This window comes from Aquabacter spiritensis (assembly GCF_004346185.1).
GTDB classification, from domain to species: Bacteria; Pseudomonadota; Alphaproteobacteria; order Rhizobiales; family Xanthobacteraceae; genus Aquabacter; species Aquabacter spiritensis.
Genome location: NZ_SMAI01000004.1, coordinates 213,994 through 231,078 on the forward strand (window position 1 = coordinate 213,994; position 17,085 = coordinate 231,078).

Annotated in this window: 14 protein-coding genes; 2 read left to right on the forward strand and 12 right to left on the reverse strand. The window is 71.8% G+C overall.

Annotation, left to right across the window (positions count from 1 at the left end; genetic code table 11):
• Positions 1 to 10: 10 nt before the first annotated feature.
• From EDC64_RS09105 to EDC64_RS09115, 3 genes are all read right to left on the reverse strand, one after another.
• Complete coding sequence (locus EDC64_RS09105) at positions 11 to 3,403, reverse strand: error-prone DNA polymerase (protein ID WP_132031049.1); 3,393 nt, start codon at positions 3,401 to 3,403, stop codon at positions 11 to 13.
• Between the two features lie 187 nt (positions 3,404 to 3,590).
• The gene (locus EDC64_RS09110; protein WP_132030968.1) at positions 3,591 to 5,162 is read right to left on the reverse strand and encodes a Y-family DNA polymerase; all 1,572 of its coding nucleotides are present in this window, start codon (positions 5,160 to 5,162) and stop codon (positions 3,591 to 3,593) included.
• Positions 5,065 to 6,162: an ImuA family protein gene (locus tag EDC64_RS09115; protein WP_132030969.1), complete on the reverse strand. Its 1,098-nt coding sequence runs from the start codon at positions 6,160 to 6,162 to the stop codon at positions 5,065 to 5,067. The genes EDC64_RS09110 and EDC64_RS09115 overlap by 98 nt, the downstream gene beginning before the upstream one ends.
• Here EDC64_RS09115 and EDC64_RS24035 point away from each other — a divergent pair.
• Together EDC64_RS24035 and EDC64_RS09125 are read left to right on the forward strand one after the other, a co-directional pair.
• Positions 6,146 to 6,658 carry a nucleotidyltransferase family protein gene (locus tag EDC64_RS24035; protein ID WP_132030970.1) on the forward strand — a complete coding sequence of 171 codons (513 nt, stop codon included), beginning with the start codon at positions 6,146 to 6,148 and terminating at the stop codon, positions 6,656 to 6,658. The two genes, EDC64_RS09115 and EDC64_RS24035, sit on opposite strands and share 17 nt — an antisense overlap.
• Complete coding sequence (locus tag EDC64_RS09125) at positions 6,639 to 7,121, forward strand: ribonuclease toxin HepT-like protein (protein WP_132030971.1); 483 nt, start codon at positions 6,639 to 6,641, stop codon at positions 7,119 to 7,121. Before EDC64_RS24035 ends, EDC64_RS09125 begins: the two co-directional genes overlap by 20 nt.
• A gap of 28 nt (positions 7,122 to 7,149) precedes the next feature.
• Here EDC64_RS09125 and EDC64_RS09130 read toward each other — a convergent pair whose 3' ends face one another.
• The 9 genes from EDC64_RS09130 to EDC64_RS09170 form a co-directional block, all read right to left on the reverse strand.
• The gene (locus tag EDC64_RS09130; protein WP_132030972.1) at positions 7,150 to 8,439 is read right to left on the reverse strand and encodes an MFS transporter; all 1,290 of its coding nucleotides are present in this window, start codon (positions 8,437 to 8,439) and stop codon (positions 7,150 to 7,152) included.
• 428 nt (positions 8,440 to 8,867) lie between these two features.
• The gene (locus tag EDC64_RS09135; RefSeq protein WP_132030973.1) at positions 8,868 to 9,887 is read right to left on the reverse strand and encodes a peptidoglycan -binding protein; all 1,020 of its coding nucleotides are present in this window, start codon (positions 9,885 to 9,887) and stop codon (positions 8,868 to 8,870) included.
• 3 nt (positions 9,888 to 9,890) lie between these two features.
• Positions 9,891 to 10,994 carry a flagellar motor protein MotA gene (locus EDC64_RS09140; protein ID WP_132030974.1) on the reverse strand — a complete coding sequence of 368 codons (1,104 nt, stop codon included), beginning with the start codon at positions 10,992 to 10,994 and terminating at the stop codon, positions 9,891 to 9,893.
• Between the two features lie 125 nt (positions 10,995 to 11,119).
• On the reverse strand, positions 11,120 to 11,908 hold the full coding sequence (locus EDC64_RS09145; protein ID WP_132030975.1) for an inositol monophosphatase family protein: 789 nt from the start codon (positions 11,906 to 11,908) through the stop codon (positions 11,120 to 11,122).
• Positions 11,909 to 12,049: 141 nt separating this feature from the next.
• The gene (locus EDC64_RS09150) at positions 12,050 to 13,234 is read right to left on the reverse strand and encodes a tetratricopeptide repeat protein (protein WP_132030976.1); all 1,185 of its coding nucleotides are present in this window, start codon (positions 13,232 to 13,234) and stop codon (positions 12,050 to 12,052) included.
• Complete coding sequence (locus tag EDC64_RS09155; protein ID WP_132030977.1) at positions 13,231 to 13,827, reverse strand: thiamine phosphate synthase; 597 nt, start codon at positions 13,825 to 13,827, stop codon at positions 13,231 to 13,233. The genes EDC64_RS09150 and EDC64_RS09155 overlap by 4 nt, the downstream gene beginning before the upstream one ends.
• 200 nt (positions 13,828 to 14,027) lie before the next feature.
• The gene (locus tag EDC64_RS09160; RefSeq protein ID WP_132030978.1) at positions 14,028 to 14,651 is read right to left on the reverse strand and encodes a LysE family translocator; all 624 of its coding nucleotides are present in this window, start codon (positions 14,649 to 14,651) and stop codon (positions 14,028 to 14,030) included.
• Positions 14,652 to 14,797: 146 nt separating this feature from the next.
• Positions 14,798 to 15,826, reverse strand: coding sequence for a class I fructose-bisphosphate aldolase (locus EDC64_RS09165; protein WP_132030979.1), 1,029 nt, complete (start codon positions 15,824 to 15,826; stop codon positions 14,798 to 14,800).
• Between the two features lie 66 nt (positions 15,827 to 15,892).
• Positions 15,893 to 17,083 (reverse strand): phosphoglycerate kinase, encoded by a 1,191-nt coding sequence (locus tag EDC64_RS09170; protein ID WP_132030980.1) that lies wholly within the window; start codon positions 17,081 to 17,083, stop codon positions 15,893 to 15,895.
• Positions 17,084 to 17,085 lie beyond the last annotated feature (2 nt).

Consider the following 17,085-nt stretch of genomic DNA (forward strand, 5'->3'; position numbering starts at 1 on the left):
TCCGGTTTTCTCAATGGAAGTTGCGGCCTTTCGGCAAAGCCGAGCCCACGCTCGGCGCCGGCCGCGCCGGGAGGGGGGCGGGGGAAGCCGGCGCGGTCTGGCTCGGCGCGCTCTGGACGGGCGCGGTTTGGGCGGGCGCGGTCTTGGCGGGTGTGGTCTTGGGATGCGGCGCGCGGCGGCGGTCGGGGCCGCCGCCGCTGCGGCCGATGTCGGACGGCATGGTCGGGTCGATCCGGGCGCCTTCCGCCGCCACCTGTTCGAGCAGCGGGCTCCAGTCGGCGATATGGTCGGCGACGAGATGGATCACCCCGCTCTCGTTCTGCAGCCGGCCCTTCACCGCGATCAGGCGGGCGCCCATCACCGCCGGCCGGAAGGTCTCGAACAGGCGCGGCCAGACGATGACATTGGCCCAGCCGGTCTCGTCCTCGATGGTCATGAAGATGACGCCGCTGGCGGTGCCGGGACGCTGGCGCACCAGGACCAGCCCCGCCAGGGTCAGGCGCCGGCCGCTCGCCATCTCCGGCAGAAGGCCGGCGGGCGTCACGCCGCGCGCCGCGAGGCCGGTGCGCAGGAAGTGCACCGGATGGGCCTTCAAAGAGAGCTTCAGGTGGCGGTAATCGGCGATCACCTGCGCCCCCGGCGGCAGGACCGGCAGATCGACGTCTGGCTCGCGCGGCGTCGCGGCGGCGCGGAACAGGGGCAAATCGTCCTTGTCCCCGGCGCGGCGCAGGCCGCGCACCGCCCAGAGAGCGGCGCGCCGGTCGAGGCCGAGCGAGCGGAAGGCGTCGGCATCGGCGAGCCGCTCCAAGGCGGCCGGCGCGAGCCCGGTGCGCAGCCACAGATCGCGCACGCTGTCATAGCCGGCGCCGCGGCAGGCGGCGAGCTGCACGCCGTCCGTCTCCCGCAGCCCGTCCACCTGCCGCAGGCCGAGGCGCACCGCATGGGTGGTGCGCAGATCCCCCGCCATCTCCCGGTGGCGGGGATGGAGGCGCGCCGCCGCCGTCTCCCGCGGCCCCTCCGGCTCGAGGGTGTGATCCCAGGCGGAAGCGTTGACATCCACCGGCCGCACCGCGACGCCGTGCTCCTGCGCGTCGCGCACCAATTGGGCGGGGGCATAGAAGCCGAGCGGCCAGGCGTTCAGCATGCCGGCCAGGAAGACGTCGGGATAGTGGCACTTGATCCAGGCCGAGCAATAGACCAGCAGCGCGAAGCTCTCGGCATGGGAGCGCGGGAAGCCGTAGGAGCCGAAGCCCTCGATCTGCTTCCACAGGCTCTCGGCGAAGTCCGCCGCATAACCCTTCTGCGTCATGCCGCGGATCAGCTTGTCATGGAACGTGCCGATCGTGCCGACGCGCTTGAAGGTCGCCATGGCGCGGCGCAACTGGTCCGCCTCCTCCGGCGAGAAGCCGGCGCCGACGATCGCGATCTGCATCGCCTGTTCCTGGAACAGCGGCACGCCGAGGGTCGGGCCGAGCACCTCTTCGAGTTCGCGGGAGGGATAGGCGACCGGGTCGAGCCCCTGGCGGCGGCGCAGATAGGGATGGACCATGCCGCCCTGGATCGGGCCGGGACGCACGATCGCGACCTCGATCACCAGATCCTCCATCCGCTCCGGCCGCAGGCGCGGCAGCATGGTCTGCTGGGCGCGGCTCTCGACCTGGAACACGCCGACCGAATCGGCGCGCCGGAGCATGGCATAGACCGCCGGATCGTCCTGCGGGACGCTGCCGATGGTCGGGTGGCGCGCGCCATAATGGCCTTTGAGGAGGCCGAAGCATTTCTGGATCGCGGTGAGCATGCCGAGCGCCAGAATGTCGACCTTCAAGAGGCCCACCGCCTCCAGATCGTCCTTGTTCCATTCCAGGATCGGCCGCGCCTCCATCGCCGAGCGGGTCAGCGGCACGGTCTCGTCGAGCCGGTCGTGGGTCACCACCATGCCGCCGACATGCTGGGAGAGATGGCGCGGAAAGGCGATCAGCGCCCGGGTCAGGTCGAGCACCTGTGCCAGCCGCCGGTCGGTGGGGTCGAGCCCGAGGCGGCGCGCCTCGGCGTCCCGCACCCCGTCCGAGGACCAGCCCCAGACCGTGCCGGCGAGCGCGCCGACCGTATCCTCCGACAGGCCGAACGCCTTGCCGACCTCGCGCACCGCCGAGCGGGTGCGGTAGGTGATGGTGGTGGCGGCGAGCCCGGCATGGGCGGCGCCGTAGCGGTCATAGACGAATTGCAGAACCTCGCCGCGCCGCGCGTGCTCGAAATCGATGTCGATGTCGGGCGGCTCGTTGCGGTTGCGCGAGATGAAACGCTCGAACAGCAGCGACGAGCGCATCGGGTCCACCTCGGTCAGGCCGAGGCAGAAGCACACCGCCGAATTCGCCGCCGAGCCGCGCCCCTGGCAGAGGATGCCGCGGCCGCGGGCGAAGCGGACGATCTCGTCCACGGTGAGGAAATAGGGGGCATAACCGAGGTCGCCGATCAGCGCGAGTTCGTGGGCGAGGGCACGCATCACCTTGTCGGGCACGCCGCCGGGATAGCGCCGCGCCGCGCCGGCATGCGCCAGGGAATCCAGCGCCGCCTGCGGCGAGGCGAAGCCGGCGCGCGCCTCGCGGGGATAGCTGGGCTTCAGATCGTCCAGCGAGAAGCCGAGGCGCGAGAAGAAGGCGAAGGTCTCCGCCACCGCCTCGGGCACGGCGCGGAACAGGCGGGCCATTTCCGCCGGCGGCTTGAGATGGCGCTCGGCATTGGCCTCCAGCAGCCGGCCGGCGGCATCGAGCGTCACATGGTGCCGGACGCAGGTCAGCACGTCGTGCAGCGCCCGGCGCTCGGGCGCGTGATAGAGCACGTCGCCGACCGCCAGAAGCGGCAGGCCGGTGGTGCGGCCGAGGTCGGCGAGCCGGGCGAGGCGGCGGCCGTCGTCGCCCCGGCGGGGCATGGTGGCGGCGAGCCAGAGACGGCCGGGCGCCGCTTCCTTCAGCCGGCCGAGCAGCCGCGCAAACGCCTCCGCCCAGCGGCGCGGCGGCAGGACGGCGAGGCACAGGCCCTCCTGCCAGTCCAGCAGATCGGCCAAAGTGAGCAGGCAATCGCCCTTCTCGGCCCGCATATTGCCCGCCGTGAGCAGGCGGCAGAGCCGGCCATAGGCGGCGCGGTCGGTGGGATAAGCGAGCAGGTCCGGCGTGCCGTCGCAGAAGCCGAGCCGGGCGCCGACCGCCAGCGCGACCCCCGCCGCCTTGGCCTGGGCGTGCGCCCGCACCACGCCGGCCAGCGTGTTGCGGTCGGCAAGGCCGATCCCGCGATGGCCGAGCGCCTGCGCGGTGAGGACATATTCCTCCGGATGCGAGCCGCCGGCGAGGAAGGTGAAATTGCTGGTGGTGGCCAGCTCGACATAAGGCGGCGGGGCGGACGTCATGAGAGGCGGCGCGCCGGGCGCGCGGGCCGAGGCCGCGCCCTGTTCGCCGGTGTCCTGCCCGGCCATGTCCCGTTCGGCAGAGTCGCAGGCGGCGGGGCCGCGTCCGGCCGGGCGGCACCGGACGTCGCCCACCGCCGGAGCGAGGGACCAAAGGCCGGCCCAGAGGACGGGGCGGAAGACCGGCCTGTCATCCGAACAGCCCGTGCACGTACCAAGCGGGGTGGGCCGTCTCGGTGCCGAACAGGCCGGCGCGGAACAGCCACAGGCGGCGGCCCGCGGTGGTCTCCACGCGGAAATAGTCGCGCGTCGGGGACAGGCCGGGCTCGCGCCACCAGGGCGCGGCGATCCGCTCCGGGCCTTCCGCGACCGCGACCTGATGCAGCAGCCGGCGCCAGCGGAAGCGCACCGGCGGGCCGTCCGGCACTTCGGCCACCGCCTCCACCAGTTCCGGCCGGTCGAACAGGCGCGGCGGGCGGGCGGGGCCGGCGAGGTCCGGGGGCGGCGGATCCGGCCTGTCCGGCGCGGCCCGCCGCGCGCTCTGCGCCGGCACGAGACGACAGGCGGCCTCGGGACAATGCGCGTCCTCCAGCCGCGGCACCGTGACGGCGCCGCCGCCGAGCCGCGCCGCCAGGCGGTCGACCAGCGCATCGAGCGCGGCCGCATCCGCCTGCCCGGCATCGAAACTGTCCTGGTGCGGGGCGAGCGGCTCGGCGAGCGGGGCGGAGAGCCGCAGCAGGTCGAAGCCGAAGCCGGGATCGAGGCTGCCCAGCGCCGCGACCTTCTCGGCGAACAGGCGCTGGACGATGGCGGGATCGCGCAGCGGCCGGGCGGTGCCGACCGACAGGCGCGTCACCGCGCCGTCCACCCGGAACAAAGCGAGGTCGAGCCGCCGCGCGCCGAGCCCGGCGCGCTCCAGCGCGGCGGCGAGCGTGCCCGCCAGATGCCGGGCGATCCCGAGCACGTCCGCGCTGCGTTCGATCGGCTCGGCGAGCGCCTTCTCGGCGCTGAAGCGGGGCGGCGGCAAACGATGGTCGAGCCCCGGCCGCGCCGCCCCCGTCAGCGCGTCGAGCCGGGCGAGGACGTCCGCTCCGAAGCGCGCGGCGAGCGGGGCGCGGGGCTTGTCCATGAGGTCGCCGAGCCGGGCGAAGCCGAGCCGGGCGAGGGCGGCCTCCACCGCCGGCGGGCTGCGCAAGGCGGCGAGCGGCAGCGGCGCGAGCACCCCGGCGAGATCGGCGTCTTCCGGCACCAGACTGGCCGGCCGGCCGGAGAAGCGGGCGAAGGCGGCGGCCGCGGCCGGCGTTCCGGCGATCGCCGCGCGGGCGGAAAAGCCGGTGGCGACGACCCGACCGCGCAGGTCGCGCAGCAGGCCCCGCTCGCCGCCGAACAGATGGGCGCAGCCCGCAATGTCGAGCAACAGCCCGTCGGGCGGATCGAGGGCGAGCAGCGGGGTATAGCGCTCGCAGGCATCGGCGAAGCCGGCGAGGGTCCGGGCATCCGCCTCCGGGGCGTGCGGGGCGACCGCGAGCGCGGGGTGGCGCGCCCGGGCATCGGCCAGCGACAGGCCGGGCTGGAGCCCGAGCGCGGCCGCCGCCCGGTTCAGCGCGACGAGCCGCAGCGCCCCGCGCTCCGGCGCCACGGTGGCGCGCGGGGCGGCCCGGGCCTCAGGCGCCAAGGGCCGTTCGATGCGGTCCGTCGACAGGCGCTCCAGCCACAGGCCGAGATAGCGGCGCGGCGCCGGGGAGGACAATTCGGGGCTCATGCCGCGCCTCCCGGGGCGGAGCGGGCGCGAAGCCGCCCGCGCGGAGCTCCAGCTCCCATTCCCCCGGCGGGCCGAGGCGGTTGCGGGTGAGGGCGGCCGACAGGCAGACCGGCCCCAGCCCGCCATAGGCGTCCTGCGGCCGGCTGGGGCGGGGAGCGATCAGCCAGCGGGTCGCCGCCGCGCAGGGCGCGGAATCGCGCGCCTGACGCAGCAGGAGGCTCAGCGTGCCGCCGGCGCGGGCGGCCAAAGCCAGGCGCCGCGTCGCCGTGAGCAGATCGGGCACAGGCGCGGCCGTCTCGCCCAGAACCGCCGACAATCCCACGCATCTCGAAGCCTCCTCCATCACCAGCAGGACGTCCTGCGTCCTGCGCACACGCACCAGAAGGATCCGTCCTTCGGGCAGCCCCATTTCGGCGAGGCCGGGTCCGTAAAGCCCGCCGGCCTCGAAGCCGGCGAGGTCCTGCTGCACGACCAGGACCGGGCGGCGCCGGAGCCGCGCCGCCATCGCCGCGAGGCCGAGCCCGAAGGCCGCCAGCGTTGCCTCGGCGCCGATCGCGGCGGCGGCCGCCTCGTGCAGCGTGCCGAAGGCGAGCCCGCCGCCGAGCGACCGGTCGAGGTCCGCGACCCCGAAGGCGAGCCGCCTCCCGTCCGCAGGTCCGGGATCCGCGCCGTCTTGGCCCGCGCCGTCTTGGTCCGGGCCGTCTTGGCCTGTGCCGTCTTGGCCTGTGCCGTCTTGGTCCGGGCCTTCCAGGTTCCGCCCGGGACGCTCCGGCCCGTCTCCCGCCGGAGCGTCCCGGGCCGGGGTGTCCCGGCCGGGGGTGTCGCGCTCGGGGTTTGCCGGGCTTGCCTCCGGCGCCCGCCGGTCCGGGGCCGACGCGTCGTTCGGTCCCGCGCCGGCCACCGCCCAGCCCGGCCCGACCGCCGCGATCCGGCCGCTTGCCGCGATGGCGGCAATGCGGCGCCGCAGCCCCGCAATCTCCGCCATGCTCGGAGGGGACATCCGCTCACTCTCGCTTTTGTTCTCTATTTGTTCCTATAGATTCCGGAAGGCGGGGGGAGAGTCAAGGCGCGGTGGGCCGGCGAAATTGACGCCGGGGACTGGGGCCGCCATATGTCAATGCACCAGGCAAGAGGACATCATCGTGCGTGCATCCGGGATCCACCCGTCTGCCGGCGCAGGAGCCCCGCCCGCGGGAGGGCCGGAGGAGCGGCGGCACTTCGCCATCGCGCGGGCTCGGGCGGCTACCGACACCCTGTTGCAGCTGGGGGTGAGGGTGCAGGTCATCGGCTCGCTCGCGAAAGGCTGTTTCGGCCCCGGTTCGGATGTCGATCTGCTTGTCCTCGACTGTCCTCGCGCCCTGAAATACACCATTGAGGGCCTCGTCGAGGACTGTCTGCAGGGGCTTGCCTTTGATCTCGTCTATTTCGACGAAATTCCTCCCCACAAAGTCGACCGCTTCTTAGAAGGAGCGGTCGATGCGCGGCATCTTCGTTGATATCGAGAATGAACTCATCGATATCGCGCACGAGGTGGAGATGCTGGCGCGTGGCACCGAAATCTACATAAATCAGGAAGAAAAGGCCGAGCCGGCGCTGGCTTGGCTCCTGGTCCAGGGATTGGCGTCCGGTGTCGAGAAAGTCTACACCGGCTGCGAACGTGTGATGTCGATGATCGCCCGGGGCATCGACAATGCGAAGATCGAGACCGAGGATGGGTGGCACATCTCGCTGCTGAAGCGCATGGCGCATCCTTTTCCCGAAATCCGGCCGGCGGTGATTGAGCAGGATACCTATCGGGCGCTCGATCGGCTGCGCGCTTTTCGTCACCGGCAGCGCAACGTTTATGGCCTGGGGCTGGACGCGGATATCGTGCTTGAGCGGGCGCTTGAAACAACGCATGTCTTCGGCCGGTTCCGTGACGATCTGGAAGCGTTCCTGCGGCGGCAGCCATCCGGCTGAGCCATCCCTTCCACGCCCGGATGCCTTTTCACCCCTTCGCCGTTCCCGTCGTGGCGGCGGCGTCCGCCTGGGCGTCCTCCATCCGGTCGAGCCGGCGCAGCGGCGGCCACAGCCAGGCGCCGAGCGCGGTGACGCCGAGAATGGCGAGGCAGCCGGTGACCACGGCCGGCACCACGCCGATCAGCCCGCCCATCACCCCGGCGCGGAAATCGCCGAGTTCGTTCGAGGCGCTGACCACCACCTGGTTCACCGCATTCACCCGGCCCTGCATGGCGTCGGGGGTGGCGAGCTGGACCACGGTCGTGCGCACCACCACGCTCACCATGTCGGCGGCGCCGGCGATCGCCAGCGCGCCGCAGGACAGGAGCAGATTTTCCGACAGGCCGAACACCAGCGTGCCCAGCCCGTGCACCGCCACCGCCACCAAAAACAGCGGCCCGGCGCGGCGCTGCAGCGGCCGGCGGGCGAGGGCGAGCGCCATCAGCACGGCGCCGAGCGCCGGCGCCGCGCGCAGCATGCCGAGCCCGGCCGGGCCGACATGCAGGATGTCCTTGGCATAGACCGGCAGCAGCGCCACCACTCCGCCCAGCAGCACGGCGAACAAATCGAGCGCGATGGCGCCGAGCAGAAGCGGCTTGCGCCAGACGAACCGGATGCCCTCGATCACCCGCTCCAGGGTCGAGATGCCGCCGCCCGCCGGCCCCGGCAGGGCGGCCGGCACCTGCATCCGCCACCAGATCAAGGCGGCGAACAGGCTGACCGCGGTGATCGCGCCATAGGCGACCTGCTGGCCGAGCAGAAGCAGCAGCCCGGCCACCGCCGGCCCCGCGATCAAAGCGAACTGCCCCATGCTGGACGCCCAGGCGATGCCGGCCGACAGCCGCTCCGGCGGCAGGATCTGCGGCAGCAAGGCCGGCACCGCGACCCGGTTGAAGGCGGCGCCGACGCCGAACAGCGCGGTCGCGGCGAGATAGGGCCAGACCTGCGCCACCCCGGCCCCGCTCAGCCCCAGGAAGGCGGCCGAGGCGCCGGTCAGGATCAGCGAGGACACGGTGAGAAGGAAGGACCGGCTCACCCGGTCGGCCCAATCGCCGATGATGAGGCCGAACAGCACCATGGGGATGAACATGGCGAGCCCGACATAGCCGAGCGCCACCGGATCGCCGCTGATCTCATAAATGTGCCAGCCCACCACCACCGCCTGCATGCGGGTGATCAACTGGCTGGAGAGCCGGCCCAGCAGATAGGCGCGGAAGCGCGGATCGCGGAGCGCATCGGCCGCCGCGTGCGGATCGCCGGAGGAGGAAACGGAGTTCAAGGGGACCTATGGAGCCGGGGCGCGGAGCGGGGTGCCTTTGCACGTTCGAAGCTCGCTTTACGCCTTCTCGCCAGGCCTCACAATTCGCGCCTGCTCATCTCAGGCGCAGTTTCGCGCCGAGGCTCCGCGACGCGGGGGAACGCGGTCTAAAATCCGCTCTGCATCTTTTTGTGAAGACGGGTCGCAGGCGCTTTGCCGCCGGACTCCAGAAATCTCCGGACGACCCTTACTTCCTCCTCGGACAGTTCGGCGCAGGACGTCGGGCCGGAGGGATCCTGCAGGAGATGGAACCCGTACCGCTGCTTTGCCTCGGGCGGACCGGATATCCGTTGGCGAAAGACCCGATCCATCGAACACCCTCAGGCTGCGCGCGCCCCGAGACTAAGCCAGCCTCGGGAAAAGGGAAGGCCCGCGCAGCGGTCGCCCGCTCAGCGTTCGGTGAGCTTCAGCTCGATGCGGCGGTTGCGGGAGAGGGCGTCTTCCGCCGTGCCGCTGTCGATGGGCTGGTATTCGCCGAAGCCGGCGGCGATGAGGTGCTGCGGCTGCACGCCCTTGCTGATGAGATATTGCACCACCGCGATCGCGCGGGCGGCCGACAATTCCCAGTTGGAGGGGAATTGCGGGGTGGAGATCGGCCGGCTGTCGGTGTGCCCGTCCACCCGCAGCGCCCAATTGATGTCGGGCGGGATCTGCTTTTCGAGGTCGAGGATCGCACTCGCGAGCTGGTCGAGCGCCGGCAAGGCTTCCGGCCGCGGGGTCGCCGCGCCGCGGTCGAAGAACACTTCCGACTGGAACACGAAGCGGTCGCCGACGATGCGGATGTCCGGGCGGTTGCCGAGGATCTGACGCAGGCGGCCGAAGAATTCGGAGCGGAAGCGGCTCAGTTCCTGCACCCGCTGCGCCAGCGCGACGTTCAGCCGCCGGCCGAGATCGGCGATCTTGGTCTGGCTCTCCTGGTCGCGCTTCTCGGACAGATTGAGCGCCTCCTCCAGCGCCGCCATCTGCCGGCGCATCGCGGAAATCTGCTGGTTGAGCAGTTCGATCTGCGCCAGCGCGCGCGCCGCCGCGTCGCGCTGCATGTCGACTTCGCGCGACAGCGCCCGCTCGCGCGAGAGGTCCGGGCCGGCCGGGGCGGTGACGATCTGGCCGCGCAGCCGGTCCCGCTCGGCCTCGGTGGCGGAAAGGTTCGCCCGCAGCGCGCTCAGCTCGCCCTCCGCGGTCTGGCCGCTCGCCCGCTCCAGCGACAGAAGTTCGGTCAATTGCCGGATCTGCGCCTGCAGGCGCTGGAGCACGTTGTCCTTGCCCGACATTTCCTGGGTCAGGAAGAACTGGGTGATCATGAACACCGAGAGCAGGAAGATGAAGACCAGGAGCAGGGTGGACAGCGCGTCCACGAAACCGGGCCAGTAATCGATGGTGCGCTCGCGCCCGCGCCGTCCCAGGGCCATGGCTCAGACCCTCCGCGCGGGCGGGGTGTTCTCGGCCTCGAGATTGTCGAGGCTCTGGTCGAGCCGGTCGACGATGCGCCGCAATTCGTGCTGCTGGGCGCTCTGGACCTCGATCATCTGCTTCATCAGGGCCTGTTCGGACCGCATATGGGTCACCAGGCCCTGGAGGCTTTCGGCGAGATGCGCCATGGCGCTGGTCACGCGCTGCGAGCCGGCTTCCGTCATGGTCCGCTGCAGCCGGTCGATCGCCTCCACCAGAGGTTCGATCGGCACGGCCGGGGGCGGCGGTAGAGCGAGCGGGACGGGGGTGGCTTCGGCCGGCGTGGCGACCGGCTCCGGCAGGCGCTCGCGGGCGCCGGGCGCGGGCGGGCCGACGAAAGTGCCTTCGCCGATGTCGCGCACCGTGGTCGAGAGCCAGTCTTCGAGATCGGTGTAGAAGCGATTCTGCGCCTGGCCCGCCTGCAGATCGAGGAAGCCGAGGACCAGCGAGCCGGCGAGGCCGAACAGCGAGGACGAGAAGGAGATGCCCATGCCGCCGAGCGGTGCGGCGAGGCCCCGCTTGATTTCCTCGAACACCGAGCCGCTGTCGGGCCGGATCTCCAGCGCGCCGATCACATTGCCGATCGAGGAGACGGTTTCGAGCAGGCCCCAGAAGGTGCCGAGCAGGCCGAGGAAGACCAGGAGGCCGGTGAGATAACGCGCCGTGTCGCGCGCCTCGTCGAGGCGCGTGCCGATGGAATCGAGGATCGAGCGCATCGTCGTCTGCGAAATGCTCATCCGGCCGACCCGGTCGCCGAGCAGCGAGGCCATGGGCGCGAGCAGCGTCGGCGCCCGCGACACCGCGAGGCCGGGATCGGCGAGGCGGAAGGAATTGACCCAGTCGACCTCGGGAAACAGCCGCGCCACCTGGCGGATCGCGAGGATGATGCCGATCGCCAGAACCCCGAAGATCACCCCGTTGAGGCCGGGATTGTTCATGAAGGCATCGAGGATCTGCTGGTACAGCACCGCCGCGAGCGCCACGCACAAAGCGAGGAACACGATCATCCGGACCAGGAAGATGCGAGGGGAGGAGACCTTTACGAATGGATCGACACTGCGCGCCATGTGTGTTCCCGCAACCCCTTCCGACGGTGCGGACTATGGCACAGATGGGCAGGAATGACACCCGCAGGCTTGCCGGCCCGCGCGCGCGCCCTCCGGCCCGGCATGCGGCCGGCGCGCGGAGCGCGTTACGCGCCGCCGAGCGCCGCGAGCAGGTCGCGCCGCATGTCTTCGTTGCCGGCGAGGATCTCGCCCTTCTCGAGCACCTTGTCGCTGCCGTCCAGGGCGCAGACGAGGCCGCCGGCTTCGCGCACGATGATCATGCCCGCCGCCATGTCCCAGGCGCACAGATCGCGCTCCCAGAAGGCGTCGAACCGGCCGGCGGCGACCCAGGCGAGGTCGAGGGCGGCCGATCCGGTGCGGCGCAGCCCCGCCACCTTGGTCTGGACCGCCGCCAGCTCCCGGTTGAAGCGGGCATGGTCGCCGCGGCCGAGATGCGGCAGGCCGCAGCACACCACGGCGTCCGACAGGGTGCGGCGCGCCGCCACCCGGATGCGGCGGTCGTTGAGGAAGGCGCCCTGGCCCTTCTCGGCGACATAGAGTTCTTCGGTCGCCGGATTGAAGATCACCCCGGCATACGGCACGCCGTTGCGCACCAGCGCGAGCGAGATCGCGAACAGCGGGATGCCGTGCAGGAAATTGGTGGTGCCGTCGAGCGGGTCGACGACCCATTCATTGGAGATGTCGGTGCCCTCGACCCGGCCGCGCTCCTCCATCAGGAAGCTGAAACCCGGCCGCACCCGCGACAATTCGGCAAACAGCAGGTCCTCGGCCTTGCGGTCGGCGGCGGTGACGAAATTCGCCGGCCCCTTGGTCGAGACCTGGAGATTTTCGACCTCGCCGAAATCGCGGGCCAAGGCGCGCCCGGCCTTGCGCACGGCCTGGACCATAACGGTGATGAGCGGGGTACGGATCATGGGTCATTCCTGCGCGGCGCGGATCGGGCCGCACGCGGCAGCCGAAGTGCAGGCGCCCCTGTGCCTGCCCCGCCTTCTCCCGTCAAGGGACGCCGCCGCAATGCAGGCCTGCGGCGGACGGCCGTCTCGCCGGCGCGGGTGCTATAAAGCGGGCGCCGGCGCGTTTTCCGCCCAGCGGCGGGCGGTGGCCTCGGCGCGCTTGCGGTCGGCGGGCGGCAGCGTGTCCACCAATTGGTCGAGATAGGGATCGGCGAGGCCCCGTCCCTTGGCGAGCAGATGCCAGGCGGCCGCCATGGTCCGGTCCTGGGGCACGCCGCGCCCCGCCGAAAGCAGGCGGGCATAGCGGTTCTGCGCGATCGCATTGCCGGAGAGCGCCGCCTTGCGGAACAGCCGCGCGGCGGCCGCCTCGTCCTTGGTGACGCCGGTGCCGTTGAACAGGGCGATGGCATATTCCACCTCCGCCGTGATGTGGCCCTGCAGGGCCGCCTCGTGCAGCAGGGCCATGGCGGCGGCGCGGTCGGGGGCGACGCCATTGCCTTCGCGCAGCAGCACGGAGAGCGCGTATTGCGCATCGGACACGCCGGCATCGGCCGCCAGCCGGAACCATTTGGCGGCCGCCGGCAAATCGGAGACGACGCCCCGGCCTTGCATATAGAGCAGGCCGAGATTGTAGGCGGCGGGGCCGTGGCCCTTCTGGGCCGCGTCCTCGAACCATTTGGCGGCTTCCATGTCGCTTTGCGTCAGGCCGTGGCCGCTCAGCGCCATCATGCCGAGCGCGAACATGGCGTTGGTATCGCCGTCCTGGGCGGCGCGCCGGTAATATTCCGCGGCGCGCGGCGGATCGTAGGGCACGCCGAAGCCGCGCGCATAGAGTTCGCCGAGCAGCGTCATCGCCGCCGGGTCGCGGCCCGCGCGCACCCGCTTCAGCGCCTCGAGGGCGGCCGTGATGTAATAGCCGCTCTGATAGGCGCCGAAGGCGATGTCGGACCCCGGCACCGGCGGCGTGATGTCGGGGTTGAGCACGAGATTGGGAAGCGCCGGCGCCGCCGGCTTCACGCCGCGGGTCTCTGGCGCGCCCGGCAGCGGGGTCGCCGGCTGTGCGGCGGGCGCCTGGACGCTGGTCGGGCTGCGGGCCGGCTCGGGGGCCTGGCCGGCGGGCGCCGGCTTCGAGGTCTGGCCGGCAGGTGCCGGCTTCGAGGTCTGGCCGGCGGCCGCCGGCTTGGAATCGGACGGCCTTGCCGGGGCGCCGGTCTGCGCCGAAGCCGGGCCTTGGAGCAGCAGGAGGGCGGCGAGCGCGAGCGCCGGACGGGCGCCGGCATGCCTCATGGCCGGACCCTGCGCGCCGCCGCCACGCGCGCCTGCGCCGCCGCGACCGCCGCGGCATCGAGCCCCGGCCCGGTCAGCGCGACGAAGTCCGCGCCCGCGGCGGCGAGCGCGCCGGCTTCGTCGGCGGAGGTCGCGATACCGACGCAGGGCACCTCGAACAGTTCGGCCCACCATTCGATCGCGTCGAGCGTGTGCGCGAACGCGCCCGGCAGGTCGCCGAACAGGACATAATCCGCCCCGGCTTCGCCGGCCTCCATCGCGTCGTGGCGGGTGGCGAGGCCCCCGGCGCCGGCGATCCGCGCCGGCTTCAGCGCCGGCAGCGCGGCGCGCAGGTCCGCGAGACCGGAAAAATGCGCGCCGTCGAGATCGTGGCGCGCGGCAAGGTCGGCCCGGCCGTCGCAGAGCAGGGCCGCCCCCGCGGCCTGGACGCGCGCGGCGAGGGCTCCGAGCCGCAAGGCGTCGTCCGCCCCGTCCGCGCCTTGCGCGATCACGGCTGCGACGTCGCCGGCGCGCAGCAGCGCGTCGGCCGCCTCCGCGGCGAAGCCGGGCGGCAGGATCAGCATCAGGCGGGGGACAGGCGGTGCGGCGGGCATGGCACGATCGGTCGGTCAGGAAACGGGCGAAAACGGGGCGGCCGGGACAAATCCGGCCCGCCGGGCGCCTGCTTCGCCCGTTCGGACGCGACGCACGCGCCCGGCGCCCGACATCCACCGGCTCTAGCTTCAGGGCACCGCCGAACGCAAGAAGGATCTTTCGGGTCGCGCGGCCGGGCGGCGCGACCGGGGGGCGCCATTCAAGCGCGCGAGACCGCCAGCTTGAGGCCGAACGCGATGAACAGCCCGCCGGTCACCCGGTCCAGCGCCTGGACCAGAGCCGGCCGGCTCAGCGCCCGGCGGAGCGGGACGGCGGCGCCGATGAGGACAGCGAACCAGAGCACGGTGAGCGCGACGTGCACCGCCGCCAGAAAGAACGAAAAGGCCGCCACGCTCGCGCCGGGCGGGATGAATTGCGGGAGGAAGGTGACGTAGAACACCCCGATCTTCGGGTTCAGCATGTTGGTGAGGAAGCCGCGCCGCCAGGCCGCCAGACCCTCGCGCCGGGCCGCGGGCGCATCGCTCGCCAGCGTCCGTCGCGGCCAGGCGAGCAGGGTCGCGCCGAGCCAGATCAGATAGCCGGCGCCGGCCCATTTCACCGCGGCATACGCGACTTCGGACGCCTGCAGCAGCGCGCCGAGGCCGAGCGACACGGCCGCGCCCCAGATCAGGCAGCCGGCGAGGATCCCGCCGGCCGCGAACCGGGCCGCGCGCGGCCCCTCGCACGCCGCGGTGCGCAGGACCATGGCGGTGTCGGCGCCGGGCGTCACCGTCAGGAGGGTGGCGGCCGCCAAAAAGGCGAGAAACAGCGCAGGATCAAACATTCCGGCTCCCGAGGCGGCGCGCCCGGCGCACCGGGGCTATCATGGCGCCGCGCCCCTTGGAAAAGCAAAACCCGCTGCGTCGGGGACGAAGCGGGTTTCGGAGTGCGGAGACGCCGGCGCGGAGAGGCCGGCGCGGCGCGGGCCGGTCAGGCGGCCTGCTTGCGCTCCTGCTCGGCCGACCATTGGCCGAGCGCGGCGAGCGAATTCATGCGGGCGCGGTGGGTGAAGGCGCTCTGCGCGGCGCCGACATTCTCGGCCTTGCCCGACCACGCCTTCTGCGGCGCGGCCTGGAGGGCGCGGCCGTAGGAATAAGTGAGCTTCCAGGGCAGGCCGCCCTGCTTCACCATGGCGTCGAGATGGGCGGTCGCCTCCTCGTCCGACTGGCCGCCGGACAGGAAGGCGATGCCGGGCACCGCCGAGGGGACGCACGCCTTGAGCACGCGAACCGTCTTCTCGGCGACCTCTTCGACCGCGACCTTGGACGCGGACTTCTTGCCGGGGACGATCATGTTGGGCTTCAGGACCATGCCTTCCAGGCGGACGCGCTGGTAATACAGCTCCTCGAACACCGTCTTGAGGGTCCATTCGGTGACGTCGTAGCAGCGCGCGATGTCGTGATCGCCGTCCATCAGCACTTCCGGCTCGACGATCGGGACGATCTGGTTTTCCTGGCACAGCGCCGCATAGCGGGCGAGCGCATGGGCGTTGGCGCGGATCGCGGTATAGCTCGGAATGCCCGCGCCGATATCGATGACCGCGCGCCACTTCGCGAAGCGGGCGCCGAGCTTGTAATAGTCCTTCAGCCGGCCGCCGAGGCCGTCCAGGCCCTCGGTGATCGTCTCGCCGGGGCAGAAGGGGAGGGGCTTGGCGCCGGCATCCACCTTGATTCCGGGGATCGCGCCGGCGGCCTCGATCAGCTGGACCAGCGGCGTGCCGTCCTTGGCCTTCTGGCGGATCGTCTCGTCGAACAGGATGACGCCGGAAATATAGTCCCGCATCGCGGGGGTGGTCCGGAACATCAGCTCGCGATAGTCGCGGCGATTGTCCTCGGTATTCTCGACGCCGATCGCGTCGAAGCGCTTCTGGATGGTCCCGGTGCTTTCGTCCGCGGCGAGGATTCCCTTGCCGTCAGCCACCATTTTCTGGGCGATCGCGTCGAGCTCAGCTGTGTTCATGGTCTCCACCATCCCTGGATGCCGCCTCGCGGCACGGTGTTCTGTGATCAGTCTAGCATTGCCGCGTCAGCGCCGCAGCGCCTCGACGCCCGGCAGCGCCTTGCCTTCGAGCCATTCGAGGAATGCGCCGCCCGCGGTCGAGACATAGGAGAAGCGCTCGGCCACCCCGGCCTGGTTGAGCGCCGCCACCGTATCGCCGCCGCCGGCCACCGCGAGCAGGAGCCCGGCTTCCGCGCGGTCGGCCACCGCGCGCGCCACCGCCACCGTCGCGGCGTCGAACGGCGGCAGTTCGAACGCGCCGAACGGCCCGTTCCACACCACGGTCTTCACCCGCTCCAGCTTGCCGGCGATCAGCCGCACCGTCTGCGGCCCGGCATCGAGGATCATCTCGTCCTCGGCCACCGCGTCGACGCCGACGACGCGGTGCGGGGCGTGCGCCTCGAACGCCTTGGCGACGACCACGTCGACCGGCAGGACGATCTCGCACCCCGCCGCCTTCGCGCTCTCGAGGACTTTGAGGGCGGTCGGGGCGAGGTCGTGCTCGCACAGCGACTTGCCCACGGCATAGCCCTGCGCGGCGAGGAAGGTGTTCGCCATGCCACCGCCGATGGCCAGGATATCGACCTTGGCGGTGAGGTTGCCGAGCAGTTCCAGCTTGGTCGACACCTTGGCGCCGCCGACCACCGCCAGAACCGGCCGCTCCGGGGCCTCCAGCGCCTTGGTCAGCGCGTCGAGCTCGCTTTGCATGGACCGGCCGGCAAAGGACGGCAGGCTGTGTGCGAGGCCCTCGGTGGAGGCGTGGGAGCGGTGGGCGGTGGAGAAGCTGTCATTGACATAGAGGTCGCCGAGCTTCGCCATCGCGGCGACGAAGTCCGGGGCGTTCTTTTCTTCGCCGGCATGGAAGCGGGTGTTCTCCAGCACCAGCACTTCCCCGGCGCCGAGCGCGGCAACCGCCTGCTCGGCGGAGGCGCCGATGCAATCGTCGACGAAACCGACCTTGGCGCCGAGCCGCTGCGCGACCGCCGGAACCAGGGGGGCGAGCGACTGGCTCGCATCGCGCCCTTTCGGGCGGCCGAAATGCGAGAGCAGGATCGCCCGGCCGCCGCGCGTGGTGATGTCGCGGATGGTGGGGAGGATCGCCTGGATCCGGGTGTCGTCCGTGACCCGCCCGTCCTCCATGGGAACGTTCAGGTCGACCCGGACCAGGACCCGCTTGCCGGCGAGGTCGGCGTCGTCGAGGGTGCGGAAAGCAGCCATGA